The organism is Microbacterium sp. NPDC055502 (assembly GCF_053643635.1).
Genome location: NZ_JBSHKJ010000003.1, coordinates 154,740 through 176,946 on the forward strand (window position 1 = coordinate 154,740; position 22,207 = coordinate 176,946).

The 22,207-nt window shown below is 71.0% G+C and carries 21 protein-coding genes; 13 read left to right on the top strand and 8 right to left on the bottom strand.

All coding sequences use genetic code 11. The features are described 5' to 3' along the window. Positions 1 to 17 precede the first annotated feature (17 nt). Positions 18 to 1,466 (top strand): NAD(P)H-quinone dehydrogenase, encoded by a 1,449-nt coding sequence (locus ACWH95_RS17045; RefSeq protein WP_136030329.1) that lies wholly within the window; start codon positions 18 to 20, stop codon positions 1,464 to 1,466. A 73-nt stretch (positions 1,467 to 1,539) separates the two neighbouring features. On the opposite strand, the gene ACWH95_RS17050 is transcribed toward ACWH95_RS17045, so the two are convergent. Both ACWH95_RS17050 and ACWH95_RS17055 read right to left on the bottom strand, forming a co-directional pair. Further along, on the bottom strand, positions 1,540 to 3,306 hold the full coding sequence (locus tag ACWH95_RS17050) for an acetyl/propionyl/methylcrotonyl-CoA carboxylase subunit alpha (RefSeq protein WP_136030327.1): 1,767 nt from the start codon (positions 3,304 to 3,306) through the stop codon (positions 1,540 to 1,542). Between the two features lie 78 nt (positions 3,307 to 3,384). Further along, the gene (locus ACWH95_RS17055) at positions 3,385 to 4,020 is read right to left on the bottom strand and encodes a Maf family protein (RefSeq protein WP_241115746.1); all 636 of its coding nucleotides are present in this window, start codon (positions 4,018 to 4,020) and stop codon (positions 3,385 to 3,387) included. A gap of 23 nt (positions 4,021 to 4,043) precedes the next feature. Between ACWH95_RS17055 and ACWH95_RS17060 the strand changes: the two genes are divergently transcribed. The 5 genes from ACWH95_RS17060 to ACWH95_RS17080 all read left to right on the top strand — a co-directional run bounded on the left by ACWH95_RS17060 (position 4,044) and on the right by ACWH95_RS17080 (position 9,673). Beyond that, complete coding sequence (locus tag ACWH95_RS17060; RefSeq protein ID WP_454121059.1) at positions 4,044 to 5,282, top strand: class I SAM-dependent RNA methyltransferase; 1,239 nt, start codon at positions 4,044 to 4,046, stop codon at positions 5,280 to 5,282. 41 nt (positions 5,283 to 5,323) lie between these two features. After that, a complete protein-coding gene (locus tag ACWH95_RS17065) occupies positions 5,324 to 5,983 on the top strand; it encodes a response regulator transcription factor (RefSeq protein WP_136030323.1) in 660 nt (219 codons plus the stop codon). Next, positions 5,973 to 7,208 (top strand): ATP-binding protein, encoded by a 1,236-nt coding sequence (locus ACWH95_RS17070; protein ID WP_452312843.1) that lies wholly within the window; start codon positions 5,973 to 5,975, stop codon positions 7,206 to 7,208. The genes ACWH95_RS17065 and ACWH95_RS17070 overlap by 11 nt, the downstream gene beginning before the upstream one ends. Beyond that, entirely contained in the window at positions 7,205 to 8,224 is a 1,020-nt protein-coding gene (locus ACWH95_RS17075) for a DUF962 domain-containing protein (RefSeq protein WP_206253142.1), read from the top strand. Before ACWH95_RS17070 ends, ACWH95_RS17075 begins: the two co-directional genes overlap by 4 nt. Positions 8,225 to 8,440: 216 nt before the next feature. Beyond that, positions 8,441 to 9,673, top strand: coding sequence for an ROK family transcriptional regulator (locus ACWH95_RS17080; RefSeq protein WP_454121060.1), 1,233 nt, complete (start codon positions 8,441 to 8,443; stop codon positions 9,671 to 9,673). A gap of 21 nt (positions 9,674 to 9,694) precedes the next feature. Here the strand turns inward: ACWH95_RS17080 and ACWH95_RS17085 are convergent, their stop codons facing one another. The 5 genes from ACWH95_RS17085 to ACWH95_RS17105 form a co-directional block, all read right to left on the bottom strand. Beyond that, positions 9,695 to 9,943 (bottom strand): acyl-CoA carboxylase subunit epsilon, encoded by a 249-nt coding sequence (locus ACWH95_RS17085; protein WP_206253146.1) that lies wholly within the window; start codon positions 9,941 to 9,943, stop codon positions 9,695 to 9,697. Beyond that, entirely contained in the window at positions 9,940 to 11,529 is a 1,590-nt protein-coding gene (locus ACWH95_RS17090; RefSeq protein WP_206253148.1) for an acyl-CoA carboxylase subunit beta, read from the bottom strand. The genes ACWH95_RS17085 and ACWH95_RS17090 overlap by 4 nt, the downstream gene beginning before the upstream one ends. 90 nt (positions 11,530 to 11,619) lie before the next feature. Then, positions 11,620 to 12,615 (bottom strand): hypothetical protein, encoded by a 996-nt coding sequence (locus ACWH95_RS17095; RefSeq protein ID WP_454121061.1) that lies wholly within the window; start codon positions 12,613 to 12,615, stop codon positions 11,620 to 11,622. 81 nt (positions 12,616 to 12,696) lie between these two features. Next, positions 12,697 to 13,389 (bottom strand): phosphocholine cytidylyltransferase family protein, encoded by a 693-nt coding sequence (locus ACWH95_RS17100; protein ID WP_136030312.1) that lies wholly within the window; start codon positions 13,387 to 13,389, stop codon positions 12,697 to 12,699. Positions 13,390 to 13,460: 71 nt separating this feature from the next. Further along, positions 13,461 to 14,354 carry a hypothetical protein gene (locus ACWH95_RS17105; protein ID WP_454121062.1) on the bottom strand — a complete coding sequence of 298 codons (894 nt, stop codon included), beginning with the start codon at positions 14,352 to 14,354 and terminating at the stop codon, positions 13,461 to 13,463. On the opposite strand from ACWH95_RS17105, the gene ACWH95_RS17110 reads away from it, so the two are divergent. Genes ACWH95_RS17110 through ACWH95_RS17120 form a run of 3 tightly spaced genes read left to right on the top strand, consistent with a single transcriptional unit; the run spans position 14,335 to position 17,577 of the window. Beyond that, a complete protein-coding gene (locus tag ACWH95_RS17110) occupies positions 14,335 to 15,729 on the top strand; it encodes an ATP-binding cassette domain-containing protein (protein ID WP_454121063.1) in 1,395 nt (464 codons plus the stop codon). The two genes, ACWH95_RS17105 and ACWH95_RS17110, sit on opposite strands and share 20 nt — an antisense overlap. Then, positions 15,705 to 17,270 carry a hypothetical protein gene (locus tag ACWH95_RS17115; protein ID WP_136030619.1) on the top strand — a complete coding sequence of 522 codons (1,566 nt, stop codon included), beginning with the start codon at positions 15,705 to 15,707 and terminating at the stop codon, positions 17,268 to 17,270. The genes ACWH95_RS17110 and ACWH95_RS17115 overlap by 25 nt, the downstream gene beginning before the upstream one ends. Positions 17,271 to 17,310: 40 nt before the next feature. Beyond that, positions 17,311 to 17,577, top strand: a complete 267-nt coding sequence (locus ACWH95_RS17120; RefSeq protein WP_028503536.1) for a DUF3039 domain-containing protein — start codon at positions 17,311 to 17,313, stop codon at positions 17,575 to 17,577. A 2-nt stretch (positions 17,578 to 17,579) separates the two neighbouring features. Here ACWH95_RS17120 and ACWH95_RS17125 read toward each other — a convergent pair whose 3' ends face one another. After that, positions 17,580 to 18,905, bottom strand: a complete 1,326-nt coding sequence (locus tag ACWH95_RS17125; protein WP_454121064.1) for a nicotinate phosphoribosyltransferase — start codon at positions 18,903 to 18,905, stop codon at positions 17,580 to 17,582. Between the two features lie 61 nt (positions 18,906 to 18,966). Between ACWH95_RS17125 and murI the strand changes: the two genes are divergently transcribed. The 4 genes from murI (at position 18,967) to ACWH95_RS17145 (ending at position 22,193) form a co-directional block, all read left to right on the top strand. Continuing rightward, the gene (gene murI, locus ACWH95_RS17130) at positions 18,967 to 19,803 is read left to right on the top strand and encodes a glutamate racemase (RefSeq protein ID WP_136030623.1); all 837 of its coding nucleotides are present in this window, start codon (positions 18,967 to 18,969) and stop codon (positions 19,801 to 19,803) included. 32 nt (positions 19,804 to 19,835) lie between these two features. Then, on the top strand, positions 19,836 to 20,573 hold the full coding sequence (gene rph, locus ACWH95_RS17135; RefSeq protein WP_136030625.1) for a ribonuclease PH: 738 nt from the start codon (positions 19,836 to 19,838) through the stop codon (positions 20,571 to 20,573). Beyond that, on the top strand, positions 20,570 to 21,169 hold the full coding sequence (rdgB, locus tag ACWH95_RS17140) for an RdgB/HAM1 family non-canonical purine NTP pyrophosphatase (protein WP_136030627.1): 600 nt from the start codon (positions 20,570 to 20,572) through the stop codon (positions 21,167 to 21,169). The genes rph and rdgB overlap by 4 nt, the downstream gene beginning before the upstream one ends. A gap of 103 nt (positions 21,170 to 21,272) precedes the next feature. Beyond that, complete coding sequence (locus tag ACWH95_RS17145; RefSeq protein WP_136030629.1) at positions 21,273 to 22,193, top strand: cation diffusion facilitator family transporter; 921 nt, start codon at positions 21,273 to 21,275, stop codon at positions 22,191 to 22,193. The last annotated feature ends 14 nt before the right edge of the window (positions 22,194 to 22,207 follow it).

The following is a 22,207-nucleotide window of genomic DNA, read 5'->3' on the forward strand; positions in this document are numbered from 1 at the left end:
GCCAGGATTGGGGAAGAATGGAAAGCATGTCTTCCACCACTTTCGAGCGCACTCAGCGCGTCGCCGTGCTCGGCGGCGGACCCGGCGGTTACGAGGCGGCCCTCGCGGCCGCCCAGCTCGGAGCCGAGGTCACCCTGGTCGAGCGCGTGGGGGTGGGCGGCTCGGCCGTGCTCACCGATGTGGTGCCGTCGAAGAGTCTCATCGCGACCGCCGACGCCGCGGTCGCGATCTCCGAGGCGAGCGACCTCGGCGTGAACTTCTACGCGAAGGGCGAGAACGGCAAGCCGCTCAAGCCCGAGATCGCGATCAACCTCGCCGCGGTCAACAAGCGGCTGGTCGCGCTGGCCGGGCAGCAGTCCGAGGACATGCGCACGACCCTTCTCGACGCGGGCGTGCGCATCCTCTCCGGCCACGGTCGTCTGGAGGGTCCGAACGCGATCGTGGTCTCGACGGGGGAGCGCGGCACCGACTTCGACCGCGTCGAGGCGGACACCATCGTGGTCGCTGTCGGCGCGTCGCCGCGCGAGCTCGACTCCGCCAAGCCCGACGGCAGGCGCATCCTCACGTGGACGCAGCTGTACGACATGAAGGCGCTTCCCGAGCACCTCATCGTGGTCGGCTCCGGAGTCACCGGCGCCGAGTTCGCCTCCGCCTACATGAACCTCGGCGCGAAGGTCACCCTCGTCTCCAGCCGCGAGCAGGTGCTCCCCGGCGAGGATCAGGACGCCGCCCGGGTGCTGGAGAAGGTGTTCAAGCGCGGCGGCATGCAGGTGCTGTCGAAGTCCCGCGCCGAGAAGGTGGAGGTCACGGGCGACGGCGTGACGGTGACGCTGTCCGACGGCCGCACGGTCGAGGGCAGCCATTGCCTCATGGCGGTCGGCTCGATCCCGAACACCGCGGGCATCGGTCTGGAGGAAGCGGGCGTCGAGCTCGACGACTCCGGCCACGTGCGCGTGAACCGGGTGGCCCGCACGTCGGTGCCGAACGTGTACGCGGTGGGCGACTGCACGAACTTCTTCCCCCTGGCCTCGGTGGCCTCGATGCAGGGCCGCACGGCGGTGTTCCATGCCCTCGGCGACATCGTGATCCCGCTCGAGCTCATCAAGATCACGTCGAACATCTTCACCGCCCCGGAGATCGCCACGGTCGGCTACGGGGTGAAGGACGTGGAGGACGGCCTGGCCGACGGCATGGTCTACAAGCTGCCCCTCGCCGCCAACCCGCGCGCGAAGATGATGGGTATCAAGGACGGGTTCGTCAAGCTCATCGCCCGCAAGGGCTCCGGCACGGTGATCGGCGGCGTGATCGTCGCGCCGAAGGCGTCCGAGCTGATCTACCCGATCGCGATCGCCGTCGAACGGCGCCTCACGGTCGACCAGGTCTCGCGCGTGTTCGCGGCGTACCCGTCGCTGTCCAGCAGCATCACCGATGCGAGCCGGGCCATGCACCTGGTGAACATCTCCTGAGTCCCGCTCCTCCGGGCACACAGGAAAGGGCACCCCGCTGCGGCGGGGTGCCCTTTCCTGTGTGTTCCGGGTGTCAGCTGATGGTGAGGAGCTGGTGCCCGGCGGACACCGTGGCCCCGGCGTCGGCGTTGATGTTGCCCACCACGCCGTCCTTGTGCGCCTGCAGCGGCTGCTCCATCTTCATGGCCTCGAGCACGACGACCAGGTCGCCCTTGACGACCTGCTGGCCGTCTTCGACCGCGACCTTCACGACCGTGGCCTGCATGGGCGACTTGACGGCGTCGCCGGAGGCGCCGGCGTTCGCGGTGGTGGTGTGGCTGCGGCGCGACGGCGGCACGACAGCGGGCCGTCCGGACGAGCCGGCGGAGACCGCGACGCGGTCGGGGAGGCTCACCTCGAGGCGCTTGCCCCCGACCTCGACGACCACCGTGTGCCGTGCACCTGCGGCGGCGGGGGACTCCAGTTCGCCGTCCCACGCGGGGATGTCGTTGTCGAACTCGGTCTCGATCCAGCGCGTGTAGACGCCGAAGTCGCCGTCCTCCGCCGTGAAGGCGGCGTCGCGCACCACCTTGCGGTGGAACGGGATGACGGTGGGGAGACCCGCGACCTCGAACTCGTCCAGGGCGCGGCGCGAGCGCTCGAGCGCCTCGGCACGGTCCTTGCCGGTGACGATGATCTTCGCGAGCAGGGAGTCGAAGGCGCCAGAGACGGAGTCGCCAGCGGTCACGCCGGAGTCGAGGCGGATCCCGGGGCCGCCGAACGTCTTGAACACGTGGATCGGGCCCGGCTGGGGAAGGAAGCCGCGACCCGGGTCCTCGCCGTTGATGCGGAACTCGATTGAGTGGCCCTGCGGCTGGGGGTCGTCGTAGTCGATGGTGCCGCCCGCGGCGATGCGGAACTGCTCGCGCACGAGGTCGATGCCCGTGACCTCCTCCGACACCGGGTGCTCGACCTGGAGGCGCGTGTTGACCTCGAGGAACGAGACCGTGCCGTCGGCGCCGATCAGGAACTCGCACGTCCCCGCCCCCACGTAGCCGACCTCCTTGAGGATGGCCTTCGACGCGGTGTAGAGCTGCTCGTTCTGCTCCGGGGTGAGGAACGGGGCCGGAGCCTCCTCGACGAGCTTCTGGTGACGGCGCTGCAGCGAGCAGTCGCGCGTGGAGATGACGACGACGTTGCCCGCGGCGTCGGCCAGGCACTGGGTCTCGACGTGGCGCGGCTTGTCGAGGTACTTCTCGACGAAGCACTCGCCGCGACCGAAGGCCGCGACCGCCTCGCGCGTGGCCGACTCGAACAGTTCGGCGACCTCGTCGAGCTCACGGGCGACCTTGAGCCCGCGTCCGCCACCGCCATACGCGGCCTTGATGGCGATGGGCAGGCCGTACTCCTTCGCGAACGCCACGACCTCGTCGGCGCCGGCGACGGGGCCGGGGGTGCCGGGGGCGAGCGGGGCGCCGACCTTCTCGGCGACGTGACGCGCGGTGACCTTGTCGCCGAGGGCCTCGATGGCCTCGGGCGACGGGCCGATCCAGGTGATGCCCGCGTCGATCACGGCGCGTGCGAACTCGGCGTTCTCGGCGAGGAAGCCGTAGCCGGGGTGCACGGCGTCGGCACCGGCGCGGCGGGCGACGGAGAGGATCTTGTCGATCTGGAGGTAGGTCTCGGCGCTGGTCGAGCCGCTCAGCGCGTAGGCCTCGTCGGCGAGACGCACGTGCAGCGCGTCACGGTCCTGGTCGGCGTAGACGGCGACCGAGGCGATCCCGGAGTCGCGTGCGGCACGGATGATGCGGACGGCGATCTCGCCGCGGTTGGCGATGAGCACCTTGGCGATTGCAGGCATGCTTGCCAGCCTAGCGAGTAGCCCCCCGATCCCTTTGACGACTCTCGACAAGAAACGATCGAAAACGTGGAGGGGAGTCTACGACCACAGGTCGGTCCAGCGGACCCCGAGCTCACCCGCCAGGCGGCGCACGGTCGACAGGGACATGCCGACCACGGTGGACGGGTCGCCCTCCACACGGGTGATGAAGGCACCGCCCAGGCTGTCGACCGTGAAGGCACCGGCCACGAGCAGGGGCTCACCCGACGCGACATAGGCGGCGATCTCCGCGTCATCCAGGTCGTCGGCGAAGGTCACCGCGGCCTCCGCGACGGCGGTCGCCTCCACCGGGGTCGCGCCGGGGGAGACCCGGAAGACGGAGTGCCCGGAGTGCAGCACCCCGGTGGCGCCGCGCATCTCCTGCCAGCGGCGCGTCGCCTCCTCGGGGGTATACGGCTTCCCGTACACGCGTCCGGCGAGCTCGAACATCGAGTCGCCGCCGATTACCAGGCCGTCGAAGTCGCCGTCGGCGCTCAGCCGCTCGGCGACGGCCGCCGCCTTGGCCCTGGCGAGCAGCAGCACCAGGTCGGCGGGTGCGAGCGGGCCCACGCGCTCCTCGGCCGCGGCGGCGAGGGCGTCCTCGTCGACATCCGGCGCGAGGGTGAGTGGCTCGATGCCGGCCTGGCGCAGCAGCATGAGCCGGGCGGGAGACGTGGAGGCGAGGCAGACGCGCATGTGCACCACCGTATCCTCGAAGGATGACTTCCTCCGCAGCCGACGTGCTCGAACTCGACATCACCGGCATCGCTCACGGAGGGACCTTCGTCGCCCGTCACGAGGGTCGTGTGGTGTTCGTCTCCGACGCGATCCCCGGAGAGCGCGTGCGGGCGCGGCTGCTCACCCCCGCGGGTGCTGCGGACGCGGACACGCGCAGCTTCTGGCGCGCCGAGACGGTCGAGGTGGTCGAGGCCTCCCCGCACCGGCGCCCGCACCTGTGGCCGGAGGCCGACATGTCGCGCGACCCCGCCGACCGTCCGGGCGGCGCCGACCTGGGCCACATCGAGCTCGGGCAGCAGCGTGTCCTGAAGCGCCAGGTGCTGAGCGAGGCGTTCGACCGCTTCGCCGGCGCCGGGCTGGAGGCGCCGGAGATCGAGGCCGTGGAGTCCGGAGATGGCGCGCGCTGGCGCACCAGGGTGACCCTGCACGTGGACGACCGCGGTGTCGTCGGCCCGTTCGCGGCGCGCAGCCACCGCGTGGTGCCGGTCGGCTCGTACCCGCTTGCGCGGCCGGCGGTCGAGGCCGCCGCTCTCGCGCTCGACGGTGGTGAGCCGGGCCGCATCGAGCTCGTCGAGCCGGCCGACGGCGAGGTCCGGGTGCTGCGTCACCCCGAGTCCGAGCGGCGGGCTCCGCGCCGAGGCCGCCGACCCGCGCCCGAGGTCGTGCACGAGCGCGTGGGCGACCGTGTGTTCCAGGTCGACGCCGGCGGCTTCTGGCAGGTGCACCCGCGCGCGGCCTCGGTGCTCGACGCCGCCGTCTACGGGCTGCTCGACGGGCGGGTGGACCCGGGTGCGACGCACTACGACCTGTACGGCGGGGTGGGACTGTTCGCCCGCACGCTGGCCGATCTGGGCGGCACCGACATCGTCACCGTCGAGTCGAGCAGGCGGGCGACCGAGCACGCCAAGGTCAATCTCGCTCCGGTCGAGGTGGCGGCGGTGACCGCCAGGGTCGACCGTTTCCTCTCCGGCGCGTCGAGCCGCGGTCGTACGGGCGCCGTGGTGCTCGACCCGCCGCGCGCCGGTGCGGGTCGCGCGGTCGTCGAGGGTGTGCACGCGCTCGCCCCGGAGGCGGTCGTGTACGTGGCGTGCGACCCGGTGGCGCTCGCCCGCGACCTCGGCACGTTCCGCGAGCTCGGGTGGCGGGTGGGGACGCTGCGCGGCTTCGACCTGTTCCCGCACTCGCATCACTTCGAGGTCGTCGCGCTCCTCACCCGCTGACGGCGCGGCGACCCGCGAGCGGGACTCAGTAGGCTGTGGGCATGAGCACCGTCGCCCTCATCGACGACCACGAGTCCGTCCGCCTCGGTCTCGAGGCCGCGTTCGCCCGCGACGGGCAGACCGTGGTGTTCTCCGGCAGCACGGTGGGGTCGTATCTGACGTGGCGGTCCAGCGCGGTCGTGCCGCCCGCCGACGTGGTGGTCCTCGACCTCACCCTCGGTGACGGGACGACCGTGACCGAGAACGTCACCTCGCTCGTGGCAGACGGGGCGAGCGTGGTCATCCACAGCGTCGCCGACCGGCCGGCCGCGGTGCGGGAGGCGCTCGCGGCGGGTGCCGCCGGCGTGGTCAGCAAGTCCTCGGCCCTCGACGACGTGCTCGACGCGATCCGCACGGTCGCCCAGGGCGAGGCGTTGAACAATGTCGAGTGGGCGAGCGCGGTGGATGGCGACCGGGCCTTCGCGGATGCCCAGCTCTCCACGCGAGAGCGCGAGGTCCTGCGGCTGTATGCCACGGGGCTGCCGCTGAAGGCGGTCGCCGAGCGGCTCGGCGTCGCCTACTCCACCGCGAAGGAGAACATCACCCGCATCCGGGTCAAGTACGTCGAGGTCGGGCGGCCCGCCCCCACCAAGGTCGACCTGTTGCGACGGGCGATGGAGGACGGCATCGTGGCCGCCGACGGGGCGCCGAGTGCCCACTGAGCCGCTCAGCGTCCGCGACGCCTGGAGCAAGATCCCGTCTCCCGGCAGCGTGGAGAGCGGTTTCGAGCGCTTCACGTCGAAGCGGATGGAGCGGATCCTCGCGATCGTGGTGGCGCTGGGCTCGGCGGTGCTCGGCGTGCAGGCGCTCATCGCCGCGATCGCGACCCTGTCCAGGGCCGATGTGCCGCACATGCTCCTGCTCGTGGTCGTCTTCGTCCCGCTCATCGTCATGCTCGTGGCGTGCCTGGTCGGCCGCGCGGTACGCGTCGCGGCGGGGATCTTCGCGGTGGTCTACGTGGTCGCGCTCGCCGCGTGGCCCGTCGTCGTCGATCCCGCCGACAAGGTCGCCGGCGCGCAGCCCTGGATCTTCTTCCTGGTGAACGTCGGGGTGGTCGCCGCGATGCTGGCCTTCCCGCTGCGGCTGCAGTTCGCGTGGGCGGTGGGCGTGCCGTTCGTGTACGGCTACGTCCGGCTGGTGCAGGGCGGGTTCTCGCGCGAGTTCTGGGTCACGACCGCGTTCGACGTGTCGTTCACGCTGATCCTGGGCGTGGTCATCGTGTCGCTCGGCTGGATGTTCCGGTCGGTGGCGGGGGGCGTCGACGAGGCGAGGGGCACGGCGGTGGCGTCCTACGCCACCGCGGCCGCCGCGGCCGCCGCGGAGGAGGAGCGGGTGGCGATGTCGGCGCTCATGCACGACAGCGTGCTCGCCGCGCTGATCGCCGCGGAGCGTGCGGACGGGGAGAGGGCACAGGAGCTCGCGGTCGCGATGGCCAGGGAGGCGCTGACGCGGCTGGCCAACACGGAGGCCGCGGTGGCGGAGGAGGGCAGCGACGAACCGGTCGGCACCGCACAGATCGTCGTCGAGCTGCGCCGGGCGCTGTCGGAGCTCGGCGCGGACGCCATCGTCGAGGAGCGCGGAGGCATCGGCCTCATCCCCGGACGTGCCGCCAGAGCACTGGTGCTCGCGGCGCGGCAGGCGATCGGCAACGCGGTGACGCACGCGCACGGACGTGGACTGCACATCGTCGCGGAAGGCCACGGCGACGAGGGGATCGCGGTCACGATCTCCGACCACGGCCCCGGCTTCGACGTCGACGCGATCGGCCCCGACCGGCTGGGCATCCGCGCATCGATCCTCGCGCGCATGGCCGGTGTCGCCGGCACCGCGCAGATCGTGTCGGATGAGGGCGGCACGACGGTCACGCTCGGATGGGAGCGCTCGTGAACCGGACGGTGCGCAGTGTCGCGACGTCGCTGGCCGTGGGCTTCGCGCTGTACTTCGTCGCGCGTGGTGTCTGGTGGATCGAGCAGCCGACGGCACCGCTGCTCATGGTGCTTGGTATCGGACTGTTCCTCGCGGTGGTCACCGTCGCGATCCTCGGGCATCCCGCGACCGTGCGGATGCCGCTGTGGACGTCGCTGCTCGCGCTGGCGGCGACCGCGGTGATCCCGGTCCTGGTCACCGTGTCCCTCGACCCCGCCGACCGTACGGCACCGTTCGCCACGTGGTACATCGGCGGCCTCGGGTTGCTGGCCGTCGTGTGCGTCGTTCGGCGGCGACCCGTCATCGGGTGGTCGGCCCTGGTGATCCTGGTCGCCACGGCGTCCGCGGCGCTCGGCGTCGGCGTCGCTCTGAACCTGGGCGTGGTCGGCTCGATCATGTGGGTGGTGGTCGCGCAGCTCCTGGTGATGTTCTGGGACAGGGCGGTCAGGGACACGGAGCGGCTCTCCGAGATCCAGCAGGCGGTGTCGGCCTGGCACGCCACGCAGCGCGTGCGGCAGCGGGAGCGGCGGCTGCGCACGCAGTTCGCCCTCGCCGTCGCCGGGCCCGTGCTGAGTCGGGTCGTCGCCACGCGCGGTGCGCTGGACGAGGACGAGCGGCTGGAGGCGCGACTGGCGGAGGGGCGGCTGCGCGACGAGCTGCGCGGGGCGGACCTGCTGAACGACGACGTCCGCGATGCGATCGAGGCCGCCCGTCGACGCGGTGCATCGGTGACGGTGTTCGACGAGGGCGGGCTGGACGGCATCGGTGAGGATCGACGGATCGAGATCCGGGACGAGCTGGCGCAGGTGCTGCGCTCGGCGGGGACCGGCCGCATCATCATCCGCTCCGCCAAAGACCCCCTGGTGGCGGTCACCGTGGTGGGTCGTGCCGGACGGCGTGCAGCGGACGACGACTCGGTCGACCTGTGGCACGAGATCGTGCGCGAGGCGGGCAGCGAGCCCGCACGGCGCTCGTGAGGAGAGTGGGCGAGGGGCGGCGATATCGCCTGCCCCTCGCCGTGCGGACAGTTACCCGAAAACCGTCCGCTGGTGGCCGATCAGCGTCTGTCTACCCTGGGACAGAGAGACCAGCCGAACGCGAAGCGTCCCCTTCAGTCTGCGGGGTCGTCAACACCTTGTCTGTAGGTATTTTGGGGGACACGCGCAGCGACGCGTGAGGAGGATCATCGAACGATGGGTACACGGCGGGGAACCAACCTTCCGCGGATGGGCGACTTCAACCAGTCGGTCATCCTCGAGGCGGTCCGGCATGCGGTCGATGGGCTGAGCCGTATCGAGCTGGCGCAGGTCACCGGGCTCTCGGCCCAGACCGTGACGAATATCACGCGCCGGCTGCTCGACGAGGGGCTCATCCGGGAAGCCGGTCGGACCATCAGCGGACCGGGCAAGCCGCGGGTCATGCTGCGGCTGGTGGAGGAGAGCAGGTTCGCGGTCGGCGTGCACCTCGATCCGGCGGTGACGACCTTCGTGCTGCTCGACCTCGCCGGGGAGGTCGTGCGGCGGTCGAGCATGGCGACGCCCGCTGAGGCCCCGTCGTTGATCCTGGCCGATCTCGCGGCGCAGATCGAGGAGCTCGTCGAGGGCTCGGGAGTGCCGCGCGAGCGGATCGCGGGGGTGGGCGTGGCTGCTCCGGGACCGCTCGACGCGACCCGGGGCACGGTCATCGATCCTCCCAAGCTGCCCGGCTGGCACCGGGTGGCACTGCAGGACGATCTGGCGGCCGCGATCGCCTTGCCGGTCGTGCTGGAGAAGGACACCACGGCAGCGGCTGTCGGCGAGCTGTGGACGCGGCGCGGGCCGTCCGACGACTCGTTCGTGTTCCTCTATCTCGGTACCGGCCTCGGCGCCGCCGTGGTGCGAGACGGCGAGGCGGTGCGTGGCAGCACCCGCAACCTCGGGGAGATCGGGCACATCGTGGTCGATCCGGAGGGGCCGAGGTGTGCGTGCGGCTCGCGGGGCTGCGTCGACGTGGTGTGCACCCCCGAGGCGATCGTGGAACGGGCGGAGCAGCTCGGGGTTCTCGCCGGAGGTCGGCGCCCCGGGGACAGGGCCGCACTCGACGCGAGCCTCACCGAACTGTGTGTCAGGGCCGTGGCCGGGGAGGCGTCGGCGGGGGCTGTCGTGCAGCGTGCCGCCGAACACCTGGCGACGCTGACGCTCGTGCTCACGGACCTGCTCGACGTGGACCGGGTGGTGTTCGGCGGTCCGTTCTGGAGACGCCTCGCCGACCTGTCGCTGCCGGAGGTCGCCGCGCGGCTCGCGCGGTCCAGCGCGACGCGAGCCGTCCGGGCGCTCCCGGTGCAGAGCACGGTGGTGGGCGACGACGTCGGTGCGGTCGGCGCGGCGTGCGTCGTGCTCGATTCGATGCTCACGCCGCGCACGTCCGACCTGCTGCTGGGCCGGTGAACGTGCCTCCGGCCGAGCCCGTCAGCCTCGGCCGGAGAAGCGGCCCCAGGGGATGTCGCGGCGCAGGGGACGCCGGAGCGGGCGCTGCGTGCGTTCCCACGCGGAGACGCGCGGCTCGTCGACCGTCGCCTCCGCCTGTTCGGTGGCGTAGGCGTCTCCGATCACGGCGATCAGGGCGGCGAGCTCTTCCTCCGTCGCCGTGCCCCGGGTGATCTCGAGCATCGGAGGGGCCGCTGCCGTGCCCTCCGCCGCAGCGTCCTGCGCCGTCACAGCGGGATGTTCCCGTGCTTCTTGGGCGGCAGCTCGGCCCTCTTGCCGCGCAGAGCGCGCAGGGCCTTCGCCACGGATACCCGGGTGTTGGCCGGCTCGATGATGCCGTCGAGCTCCCCCCGCTCTGCGGCGAGGAAGGGGGATGCGACGTTGTACGTGTACTCGTTCGCGAGTCGCGTCCGGACCGCGGCGACGTCCTCCCCGGCCTCCTCGGCCTTCTTGATCTCCCCGCGGTACAGGATGTTGACGGCGCCCTGGCCGCCCATGACGGCGATCTCGGCGGTCGGCCAGGCCAGGTTCACGTCGGCACCGAGCTGCTTGGATCCCATGACGATGTAGGCGCCGCCGTACGCCTTGCGCAGGATGACCGTGACGAGCGGGACCGTCGCCTCCGCGTACGCGTACAGCAGCTTGGCGCCGCGGCGGATCACGCCGGTCCACTCCTGGTCGGTGCCGGGAAGGTAGCCGGGCACGTCCACGAGCGTCACGATCGGGATGGAGAACGCGTCGCAGAACCGCACGAAGCGACTGGCCTTCTCGCCCGCCTCGATGTTGAGGGTCCCCGCCATCTGCGAGGGCTGGTTGGCGATGATGCCGACGGAACGTCCCTCGATGCGGCCGAAGCCGATCACGATGTTCGGCGCGAAGAGCGGCTGCACCTCGAGGAAGTCGCCGTCGTCGACGACGTGCTCGATGACGGTGTGGATGTCGTACGGCTGGTTGGGGGAGTCGGGGACGATCGTGTTGAGCGTGCGGTCGGCGTCGGTGGTCTCGAACTCGAACGCGCTCTCGTACGAGGGGAGCTCCGCCATGTTGTTGTCGGGCAGGAAGCCGAGGAGCGTGCGCGCGTAGTCGATCGCATCGTCCTCGTCCTCCGCGAGGTAGTGCGCCACGCCCGAACGCGTGTTGTGCGTGTAGGCGCCGCCCAGTTCCTCCATGCCGACGTCCTCGCCGGTCACGGTCTTGATCACGTCGGGACCGGTCACGAACATCTGGCTGGTCTTGTCGACCATGATGACGAAGTCGGTGAGCGCGGGGGAGTACACGGCGCCGCCCGCGGCCGGGCCCATGATGATGGAGATCTGGGGGATCACGCCGGACGCGCGGGTGTTCAGGCGGAAGATCTCGCCGTACTTCCCGAGCGCGACCACGCCCTCCTGGATGCGCGCGCCACCCGAGTCGAGGATGCCGATGCACGGCATGCCTCCGGCGAGGGCGAACTCCATGATCTTGACGATCTTCTCGCCCGCGACCTCGCCCAGCGAGCCGCCGAACGTCGAGAAGTCCTGGGAGTAGACCGCGACGGTGCGCCCGTGGATGGTGCCGACGCCCGTGACCACGGAGTCGCCGTAGGGGCGCGAGCGGTCCATGCCGAAGGCGGTCGTGCGGTGGCGCACGTACTCGTCGAACTCGACGAAGCTCCCGGGGTCGACGAGGAGTTCGATGCGCTCGCGGGCGGTCATCTTGCCCTTCGCGTGCTGCTTCTCCTTCGCCTTCGCCTCGGCGTCGACGACGGCCTCGGTGTAGCGGGCGCGGAGATCCGCGATCTTGCCGGCGGTGGTAAAGAGGTCGGGCTTGTCCGTCACGGATTCCACCCTAGCGTCGCCGTCGTCGCGTCCGTTGGATGCTCGGCACAACGGGTCGGGCGATCCTTTGGTGAGGTGCGCGCCCTGCCGTCACCGCTCGGCGGTGTCCGCACCCGGACGCTCGGGCAGGCTGTGGTCGCCCTCGCCCTCGCCCTCGCCCTCGTCGAGCTCCGCGACCGCGTCCCCGCGACGTCGCCCCGCGACCTCGCCCACGCGGTGGCCCACCCAGCCCGCTCCACGAGCGACCGTTCCGGCTGCGCCCGCGACCGCGTTGCCGGCGTAGCGGGCACCGCGGAGCATGCGCAGCTCCAGCTTCTCCGCACCCGGCACCGGCTCCAGCTCCGAGGGAAGATCGACGGGGGCTGCCCCGAACGCCCGGTGTGAGGTCGTCAGCACGCGGCGGCCCAGGAGGTGGTTGCCTGCCCCGCCGATCGCCGCGCCGATACCGAACGGCATGGCTTTGCCGACGAAGGATGCGCCGCCCTTCGCCGCGAACTGCTTCACGAACATGCTCTTCAACTGGTCGACCAGCGGGCCGACGGCAGCACGAGGCAGCGACTTGGTCACGAGTTCGCCCCAGTACGCCGAGCGGCTGACCCCGCGCCCCGCGATCTGTCCCGCCAGCTGACCGACCAGGTCGACGCCCTCCTTGCCGAGCATCAACGTCATCACCAGCGCCCGCGCGCGGTCGGGATTCCCGACAGCGATCCCATGGACCTCGGCCACCGACTGCGCGAAGAGCGCCGTCGACTCCACGAAACCGACCGTCTCCACGCCGGACAGCGCGAGTGTGACGCCGGTGCCGATCCCGGGGACCACCGCGGTCGCACCGACGGCGGCGCCGCCGGCCGTGACCGCCGCGAGGTACCGCCGCTCCAGGATGCGGATGATCTCCGCGGGCGTGGCGTGCGGGTGGCGAAGGCGGATGCTCCGGATGTGCGCCAGGACGAGCGGTCGCTGGATAGAGAGAACGCGGTCGAGGCCGCGCACCATCATCGGGTGTTCGGGTGAGCCGGTCGGCGGGATGCCTTTGTCCCACGGGGCGTCATCCGGCAGGGAGTGGATCTTGTGCACCTTGGGGGCCATGGCGCCGATCCTACGGAATTCCACCGCGAAAACACCGAGAGCCCCGGTCCGCGGGGGACAGGGGCTCTCGGTGTCGTGGAATCAGACGAAGAGGTTCGCGCGCTCCAGGTCTTCTGCGAAGTCGACCTCGACCGCGTAGAGGTCCGAGACGTCCATCGGCTCGAGCAGCAGGCCGTCTTCGGCGATCGCGAGCTCGAGGCCGCGCTCGAAGTAGTCCTGGTCCTCGACGCGCTGCAGCTGACGCATGAACGCCTTCTTCTCGCGGGACGAGATGTAGTTGATGCCGACTGCCTCGCCGAGCCCGCCCTTGACGGTCTTGGACAGCTCCTTGATGTAGCCCTCGGCCGTGACCGTGTACTTGACCTCTTCGTCGCTCACCTTGGCGGTGTTGACGGTCACGAACGACTGGTCGCGCTCGATGTACTCCACCGCGCGGCCGAGGATCATCGGGTCGAACACGACGTCGCCGTTCATCCAGAGCACCCCGCCGCGGCCGGTGGCGCCGAGCGCGCGAAGGAGGCTCTTCGACGTGTTGGTCTCGTCGTAGCGGTCGTTGTGGACGTAGTTCACGTTGGGGAACGCCTCGATGATCGTCTCGGCGCGATAGCCCACCACGGTGGTGATGCGCGCGTCAGAGCCGAAGGCGGCGCGGATGTTGTCGTGCTGCTGGCGCATGATCGTGCGGCCGTCGTTGAGCTCGGTCAGCGGCTTGGGCAGCGCGCGGCCGAGTCGAGAGCCCATGCCGGCTGCGAGGATGACGGTCTGAAGAGTCACGAGTGCTCCTAAAGGAAGTTGTGTTCACGGCCGGTTCACCGACCAGACACTTCGTCGTGCCGGGAATCATGCTAGCGATTCCGCCTGGGAAGCCCGGGGCCCAGAGGTCCCTGTTGCCATTTCGTGACCGAGTACACACGCAACGCACAGCCTCGGCAACCCCCTTGCATTCCTCCTCGCGTGGCGGTCCGGATGTCGGATTGTCGCGTGGGGCCTTGGCTGGAAGCCGCCCATTGATACCGTAGGACGGTGACTTCCTCCCCTGACGACCGCACCGCCGAGGTGGACACGAACGAGACCCCTTCGGGAACGCCCGACGCGAGTGCGTCAGCGGCGGAGAGCGCGAAGAAGGCGACCGCCGCGACCGCGGCCAAGAAGCCGCGTGCGCCTCGCCGCAGCACCACCACCGTGAAGAAGGCGACGGGCGGGGCGGCGGTGAAGAAGAGCGCCGACGCGAGCGGCGCGACGCCACAGCCCACGGGCGCGAAGACGGCGGCATCGAAGACGTCAGCATCGCAAGGCGCGGGATCGAAGGCCTCGTCATCGAAGGCCGCATCGCAAGCCGCGGGAGCGAAGGGCTCGTCATCGAAGGCCACGGCATCGAAGGCCACGGCATCGAAGGCCACGGCATCGAAGGCCTCGTCATCGAAGGCCACGGCATCGAAGGCCACGGCATCGAAGGCTGCGGCGTCGAAGGCGGCGGCGAAGACCTCCGCATCGGCGAAGAGCGTCAGCGCAACGGCGGCACCGGCCAAGGCGGCCGCAGAAAATGCCGCCGCGTCGCTCGAGGTCGTGGTGGAGCCGACGCCCAAGGGCAGCGTTGACGCTTCAGCCGTGGCGCCCGCAGCGCGCAGCGCCGATGCGGCGCGACTCGCGGCGGCGAGGAACACGGCAGCGCGCACACCCGCGCGACCCCGACAGGCCGGCGCCTCCCGGGCGGCGGCGGTGAAGAACGCGGCGGCCACGCCGACGTCCCCACGGGCGGCGACGTCCACAGCGACCGCTGCGAAGACGGCGGCGGCGAAGGCGGCGGCGGCCAAGTCGGCAGCGGCGAAGAGCACGGCGCGCTCCGCGTCGGCGAAGACAGCGGCGGCCAAGACGGCTGCCGCGAAGGCCGCAGCCGAGAAGGCCGCAGCCGAGAAGGCCGCAGCCGAGAAGGCCGCAGCCGAGAAGGCCGCAGCCGAGAAGGCCGCAGCCGAGAAGGCGACGCACGAGGGGACCGGCGAGGAGGCGGCGGCCGACGGGGCTGCCGCGCTCGAGACCGTCACGGAGACGCCCGCCGTGGACGGTGAGGGCGTCGCGATTGCGTCCGCCACCGCGGTGGCGGACGACACGGCAGCTCCGATGTCCGCCGGCTCTGTGGGTGAAGCGGCGTCCGATGATCCGGGCGCGGACACCCTCGTCGCAGAGCTCGAACCGACCGCCGAGAGCACAGCCGTTCCCGTGCCCGCCGATGCGGTGGAGCCCGTGCAGAACCCCACAGCCGACGCGCTGACGGACGGCTCCGTCGTCGTCGTCGATCCGGAGACCTCGCAGGAGCCGCCGCTGCGTGCCGAGGGTTCCCGTGAGGACCAGCCGAGCACCGAGGCGATCCGCATCCGCGGCCTGGTGAAGCAGTTCGGCGACAACCGCGCCGTCGACGGCATCGACCTGTCGGTGCCCGCCGCCTCGTTCTACGGGATCGTCGGACCGAACGGTGCGGGCAAGACCACCACGCTCTCGATCGTCGCGGGGCTGCTGCGCGCCGACGAGGGGAGCGTCGTGATCTGCGGCATCGACCAGGCCGTCGACCCTCTCGCCGCCAAGCGCGTCATGGGAGTGCTTCCCGATCGCCTTCGCACCTTCGACCGCCTGACCGGCCGACAACTCCTCTACTACTACGGACTGCTTCGCGGGCTGGCGGCTGACGTCATCGAGAAGCGCGCCGCGGATCTGGCTCGCGCCTTCGATCTCGGAGACGCGCTCAACCGCGTGGTGTCGGACTACTCCGCGGGTATGACGAAGAAGATCATGCTCGCGGGCGCGATGATCCACTCGCCCCGCGTGCTGGTGCTCGACGAGCCCTTCGAGTCGGTCGACCCCGTGTCATCCGCCGTCATCCTCGACATCCTCCGCGCCTACGTCGCCCACGGGGGCACGGTGATCCTGTCGAGCCACGGCATGGACCTGGTCGAGCGGGTGTGCTCGCGTGTGGCGATCATCGTCAACGGCGAGGTGCTCGCGGAGGGGACGATCGACGAGGTCCGCGCGGGGCAGACCCTCGAATCGCGCTTCGTCGAGCTCGCGGGCTCCAGCGGCGAGGTGGAGGGGCTGGAATGGCTGCACACGTTCTCCGACTGAGGTTCGCGCTCCTCCTCGGCGCACTCCGCGGTGAACGCCGGATCCGCACACTGCTGTCCTTCGGGGCCGTCGTCGCCGTGACGGTCGTGGTCTGCGTCGCGGTGTTCAGCCTGACCGACGCCTCCGTGCCGGTCGCCAGCGCGGTCACCGTGCTCGGCGGTGCGGCGGTGCTGCTCGGCTTCCTCGTGGGGCCGCTGCTGGTCGGGGCGGTGGACCAGCTCGACCCCCGTCGGTTCGCGGTGTTCGGCGTCGACGAGCGCCGACTGCCCTGGGTGCTCATGCTCGCCTCGCTGGTGAGCGTGCCGAGCCTCGCCCTTCTCGCCGTCTATGCCAGCGTGTGCATCGTCGCGATCGAGGCGGGCGCGCCGTGGCCACTCGCGGTGATCATGTCTCTGCTCGGCCTGTTCATCACGGCCCTGATCGCCCGGATCGGCATGGCGCTGAACGCGATGCTGCTCCCGGAGCGTCGATCGAGGGAGCTCACCGCCCTGTTCGCGCTCGCCCTGATCGTGATCGCATTCCCCGTCGCCGTGTTCCTCGGTTCGTTGCGATGGGACGGTGACGTGCCCGCGTCGATCGCGACGCTCACGTCGGTGATCGGTGTCACTCCGTTCGCTGCGGCTCCGGCCTCTGCGTTCGCCGCGGCGGCAGGAGAGACCGGGACGGCGTGGGCGAGCGGTGCCGTCGCGGTGGTCACGGCCATCGCCCTCGCCCTCGTCTGGGCGTGGTTCGTCCGTCGTCTGCTGACGACCACCGAGCGGCCCGTCACGGCACGGGAGCGCACGGGCCTCGGCTGGTTCGGCCTGCTGCCGTCCAACGCTTTCGGAGCGATCGCGTCGCGCAGCCTCGTGTACTGGCTGCGGGACCGTCGCTACATCATGAACGTGATCGTCGTGCCCGTCGCCGGGGTGCTGACGGTGCTGCCGCTCATCGTCGCCGGTGTCCCGATCGAGATCGCGGCCCTCATCCCGGTTCCGGTGATGGCGCTGTTCTTCGGCTGGCTGCCCCACAACGACATCGCCTACGACTCGACCGCGCTGTGGACGCACGTGGCGAGCGGGGTACGCGGCCTTCCCGACCGCCTCGGACGGCTCGTCCCGGTGCTCCTCGTGGCCGTCCCGGTGCTCGCGATCGCGGTGCCGCTGTCGTTGCTGCTCGTGGGGAGCTGGACCCTCCTCCTTCCGCTGGTGGGTCTCGCGGTCAGTCTCCTGCTGTGCGCCCTCGGCATCTCGAGCGTGGTGTCGGTGGTCGCACCGTACGCGGTGTCGCGACCCGGGGACAGCCCCTTCCAGCAGCCACAGCGGCCGACGTCCCACGGTGCCTACGGCCCCGCCGCGGCGTTCCTCGGATCCATCGTCCTGAGCGTGCCGACGATCTGGCTCTTCGCCGCCACGATCGTCTCCGGTTCGGCGTTCGCGCCCGCGGCGTTCTGGGTGGGGCTGTTCACCGGCGCGATCGTGCTCGTCGCCGGGGCTGTGCTCGGCGGGCGCATCTTCGAGCACAGCGGAGAGCGGCTCATGGAGTTCGTCGAGACCGCGTGACGGCCGCCCACCGGCCCCACGACGCGGCTAGAATCGCGGAATGAGTACTCCGCTGGACAGCCCCGATCAGGGCGGCGTGGCAACGCTTGATCGCGAACTGGAAGAGCTCCTCCGGGAGGAGAACCTCGAACCGGGCGACCACGAGCGCTTCTCGCACTACGTGAAGAAGGACAAGATCCTCGAGTCCGCGATCACCGGGAAGCCGGTGCGCGCTCTCTGCGGCAAGAAGTGGACGCCGGGCCGCGATCCGGAGAAGTTCCCGATCTGCCCGACGTGCAAGGAGATCTACGAGTCGATGGTCGGCTGACCTCAGTCGGCCTCGAGGTAGACGGTCGGGATCGCCGGGTCGGACTTGCTGAGCGCCAGGGCGCGCACCGGCAGCTCCTCGCGCACGCGAAGGTGATGTGCGCGGGCGGCCGCCGTCCCGGCGACTCCCTCGTGCGCGGTGTCGATGTCGCCGTCCTCCACGAGAGTGACCTGGAGCGGCCGGCCGTCCGCGTGCTCAGCGGGCGTGTCGAGCTCTTCGAACCCGTCCGAGACGACGACGGTCTCCGCCGTCGCGACCCCGTCGGACAGCGTCCGGAACGCTGCCTTCCGCCCCCCGAACGACGCCTTGTCGGCGGAGGCCTTGGCCACCCCGATCCAGGCTCCGTCGGCATCCTGCCGCGCGACCAGCTTGTACACCATGCTCGCGGTGGGGTAGCCGGACCCGGTCACGACCGAGGTGCCGACGCCGTACGCGTCGACGGGTGACGCGGCGAGAGCGGCGATCGCGTACTCGTCGAGGTCGCTGGTGACGGTGATGCGCGTTCCCGTCGCTCCCAGCTCGTCCAGCTGTGCGCGGACCTCGGCGGCCACGATCGGCAGGTCACCGGAGTCGATCCGGACGCCGCCCAGCTCGGTTCCTGCCACGCGGATCGCCGTCTCGACGCCGCTGCGGATGTCGTACGTGTCGACCAGCAGGGTGGTGTCGACGCCCATGCTCGCGACCTGGGCGCGGAAGGCGTCCTCCTCGGAGTCGTGCAGCAGCGTCCAGGAGTGCGCCGCCGTGCCCATCGTGGGGATGCCCCACGTGCGGCCGGCCTCCAGGTTGCTCGTGGCGGTGAAGCCCGCGATGTAGGCGGCGCGGGCCGCGGCGACGGCGGAGCGCTCGGCCGCACGGCGAGATCCCATCTCGGCCAGCGGTCGCTCACCGGCCGCGATGCTCATGCGCGCCGCGGCCGTCGCGACCGCGGAGTCGTGGTTGAGCACGCTCAGCGCGAGGGTCTCCAGGACGACGGCATCCGCGAAAGATCCCTCCACCGTGAGGATGGGGGAGCCGGGGAAGTAGAGCTCGCCCTCGCGGTACCCGCGGACCGAGCCCGTGAAGCGGTAACGCTCGAGGTGGGAGAGCGTCTCGGTGTCGACGACCTGCTCGTCGCGCAGGAAGCGCAGCTCGTCGTCGCCGAACCGGAAGTCGCGGAGCAGGCTCAGCAGGCGCCCGGTGCCCGCGACGACGCCGAAGCGCCGGCCGCCGGACAGCCGACGCGAGAACAGCTCGAACACGCTCGGACGGAACGCGGTGCCGTCCCGGAGCGAGGCGGCGAGCATCGTGAGCTCGTAACGGTCGGTGAGCAGCACCGTCGACGTGGTCATCCGCCCAGCATAGTGAGCCGCGATACGCGCGCCCTGCCGCGCGCGGGTAGGCTGGGGAGTCATGAATGACGCGCCGATCGGGATCTTCGACTCCGGTGTCGGCGGGCTCACGGTGGCCAGGGCCATCCGCGCCCAGCTGCCCAGAGAATCCTTCGTCTACATCGGCGACACCGCGCACTCGCCCTACGGCCCGAAGCCGATCGCCGACGTGCGCCGCTACGCTCTCGAGGTGCTCGACACCCTGGTCGACCAGGGCGTGAAGATGCTCGTGATCGCCTGCAACACGGCCTCGGCGGCGATGCTGCGCGATGCGCGCGAGCGCTACGACGTCCCGGTGGTGGAGGTCATCGGCCCCGCGGTGCGCCGAGCCGTCTCGACCACGCGCAACGGCCGGGTCGGCGTGATCGGCACGGTCGGCACGATCGGCTCCCGCGCGTACCAGGACATGCTCGAGGTGAACGAGCGCCTGCAGGTCTTCACGGCCGCCTGTCCGCGGTTCGTCGAGTTCGTCGAGGCCGGGGTCACCGGAACCCCGGAGGTGCTCGCCGTCGCGGAGGAGTACCTCGCGCCGCTGCGAGAGGCCGACGTGGACACGCTCGTCCTCGGCTGCACCCACTACCCGTTCCTCCGGGGTGCCATCAGCTACGTGATGGGCGAAGGCGTGACCCTCGTGTCGAGCGATGACGAGACGGCCGGCGACGTCTACCGTCAGCTCGTGCGCGGCGATCTGCTGGCCCCTGCGGATGCCACCGCCACCTACGTCTACGAGGCGACGGGCGACTCGGCCGACGATTTCACCGCGCTCGCCAACCGGCTGATGGGCCGCGAGGTGCGCGACGTGCAGCTCGTCCACACCGGCGTCATCACCCTCCCCGACCCCGCGCTCGACGCGCGCTGATCCGCTCGCCCGTCCCGAACCGAGAGAAGCCCATGACCGACATCGTCCGTGCCGACGGCCGTTCCGCCTCGCAACTGCGCGAGATCACCATCGAGCGCGGCTGGAGCGCGCAGGCCGAGGGATCGGCCCTGATCAGCTTCGGGGGCACCAAGGTGCTGTGCACCGCCTCGTTCACGAACGGCGTGCCGCGCTGGCTCACCGGCAAGGGCAAGGGCTGGGTGACGGCCGAGTACGCGATGCTCCCGCGCGCGACCAACAGCCGCAACGACCGCGAGAGCGTGAAGGGACGCATCGGCGGTCGCACGCACGAGATCTCGCGGCTCATCGGCCGTGCCCTGCGCGCCGTGGTCGACACCAAGGCGCTCGGCGAGAACACGATCGTGATCGACTGCGACGTGCTGCAGGCCGACGGCGGCACCCGCACGGCGGCCATCACGGGCGCCTACGTCGCCCTTGCCGACGCCATCGAGTGGGGCCGCGAGAAGAAGTTCATCGGGCGCAACTCGACGCCGCTGCTCGACTCGGTCGCGGCGGTGTCGGTCGGGATCGTCGACGGCGAGCCCCTGCTCGACCTCGCGTACGTCGAGGACGTGCGCGCCGAGACCGACATGAACGTGGTCGTGACCGGTCGCGGCCTGTTCGTCGAGGTGCAGGGCACCGCCGAGGGGGCGCCGTTCGACAAGCGCGAGCTCGACGCGCTCCTGGAGCTGGGACTCGCGGGCTGCGAAGACCTGAAGGCGCGGCAGCTCGCGGCGCTGGCGGGGGAGTGACCGTGCGCGTCGTCCTGGCGACCCACAACCCGCACAAGGTCGAGGAGTTCCAGCAGATCGTCGCCCAGGCCAGGCCCGACCTGGAGGTGGTCGGCTATGACGGCCCCGAGCCCGTGGAGGACGGCGTGACCTTCGCGGAGAACGCGCTGCTCAAGGCCAGGGCGGCCGCCGCGCACACCGGGCTTCCGGCGCTCGCCGACGACTCGGGCATCTGCGTGGACGTGCTCGGCGGATCACCCGGTGTCTTCTCCGCGTACTGGGCCGGACAGAAGAAGGACGCGGTGGCGAACCGGGAGCTGCTGCTCGACCAGCTCCGCGACATCGCCGACCCGCACCGAGCCGCACACTTCACGTCGACGATCGCGCTCGTGGTCCCGGGTGGAGCCGAGCACGTGGTCGAGGGGATCTGGCCGGGGCGGCTCGCGCACGCGGCGTCCGGCGACGGCGGCTTCGGCTACGACCCCGTGTTCGTCCCGGACGGCCAGGACGCGGGAGCCGAGCGCACGGTCGGGGAGTTCACCGCCGAGGAGAAGCAGGCGCAGTCGCACCGCGCCCGCGCCTTCACCGCCCTGATGCCCCTGCTCGCGGGACTCTGACCTGGGCGGCCGCGGAGAAGTCCTGCTGACGGTGAGAATCGTTACCCTTCCCGACTAGCCAGGATCGGCCGTTCCGGGGCGATCCCCGGTCTAGCCTGGAGGCATGCACGATCACGCGCCCGCGCCCGGCGGTCTCCGCTCGGCGAGCAGCAGACGCCTGCTCGCCATCTCGTTGACGCTGACCGCCACGGTCATGATCGTGCAGGTGGTCGGCGCTCTGCTCACCGGATCGCTGGCGCTGCTCGCCGACGCGGCCCACATGTTCACCGACGCCTCCGCGCTCGTGATCGCGCTCATCGCGGCCACCGTCGCCGCCCGACCCGCGGACGACCGTCGGACGTTCGGCTACCAGCGCGCCGAGGTGTTCGGCGCGCTGGTCAACGCGGTGATCCTGATCGCGCTGGCCACCGTGGTGGCCGTCCAGGGGGTCGAGCGCCTGCTGAATCCGAACACGGTGGAGGTCGCCGGCGGTCTCATGCTCGTCGTCGCGGTCGTCGGCCTGGTGGCCAACGCCGTGTCGATGTGGCTGCTCAGCCGAGCCCAGAAGACCAGCATCAACGTGCGCGGGGCCTACCTGGAGGTGATGGGAGACCTGCTGGGCTCGCTGGCCGTCATCGTCGCGGCCGCCGTGATCCTGCTCACGGGCTGGATGCCGGCCGACGCCATCGCCTCGTTGTTCATCGCGGCCATGATCATCCCGCGGGCGATCTCGCTGTTGCGCGAGGTCTTCTCGGTGCTGTCCGAATCGGCTCCGAAGGGCACGGCCGTCAGCGAGATCCGCACACACCTGCTCGGCTATGCAGGGGTGGTCGGCGTGCACGACGTGCACGTGTGGCAGCTCACGCGCGGAGCCCCGGTGTTCACCGCCCACGTGAGTGTGGAGCCCGCGCTCCTGGCGGACGGGCGCTCCGCCGCTCTCCTCGCCGAGATGCAGTCGTGCCTCGCCGACCACTTCGACGTGGCGCACTCCACCTTCCAGATCGAGCCAGCCGAGCAGTCGGACTGCGAGCCGCACCACGCGTGACGCGGCGGGCGGCG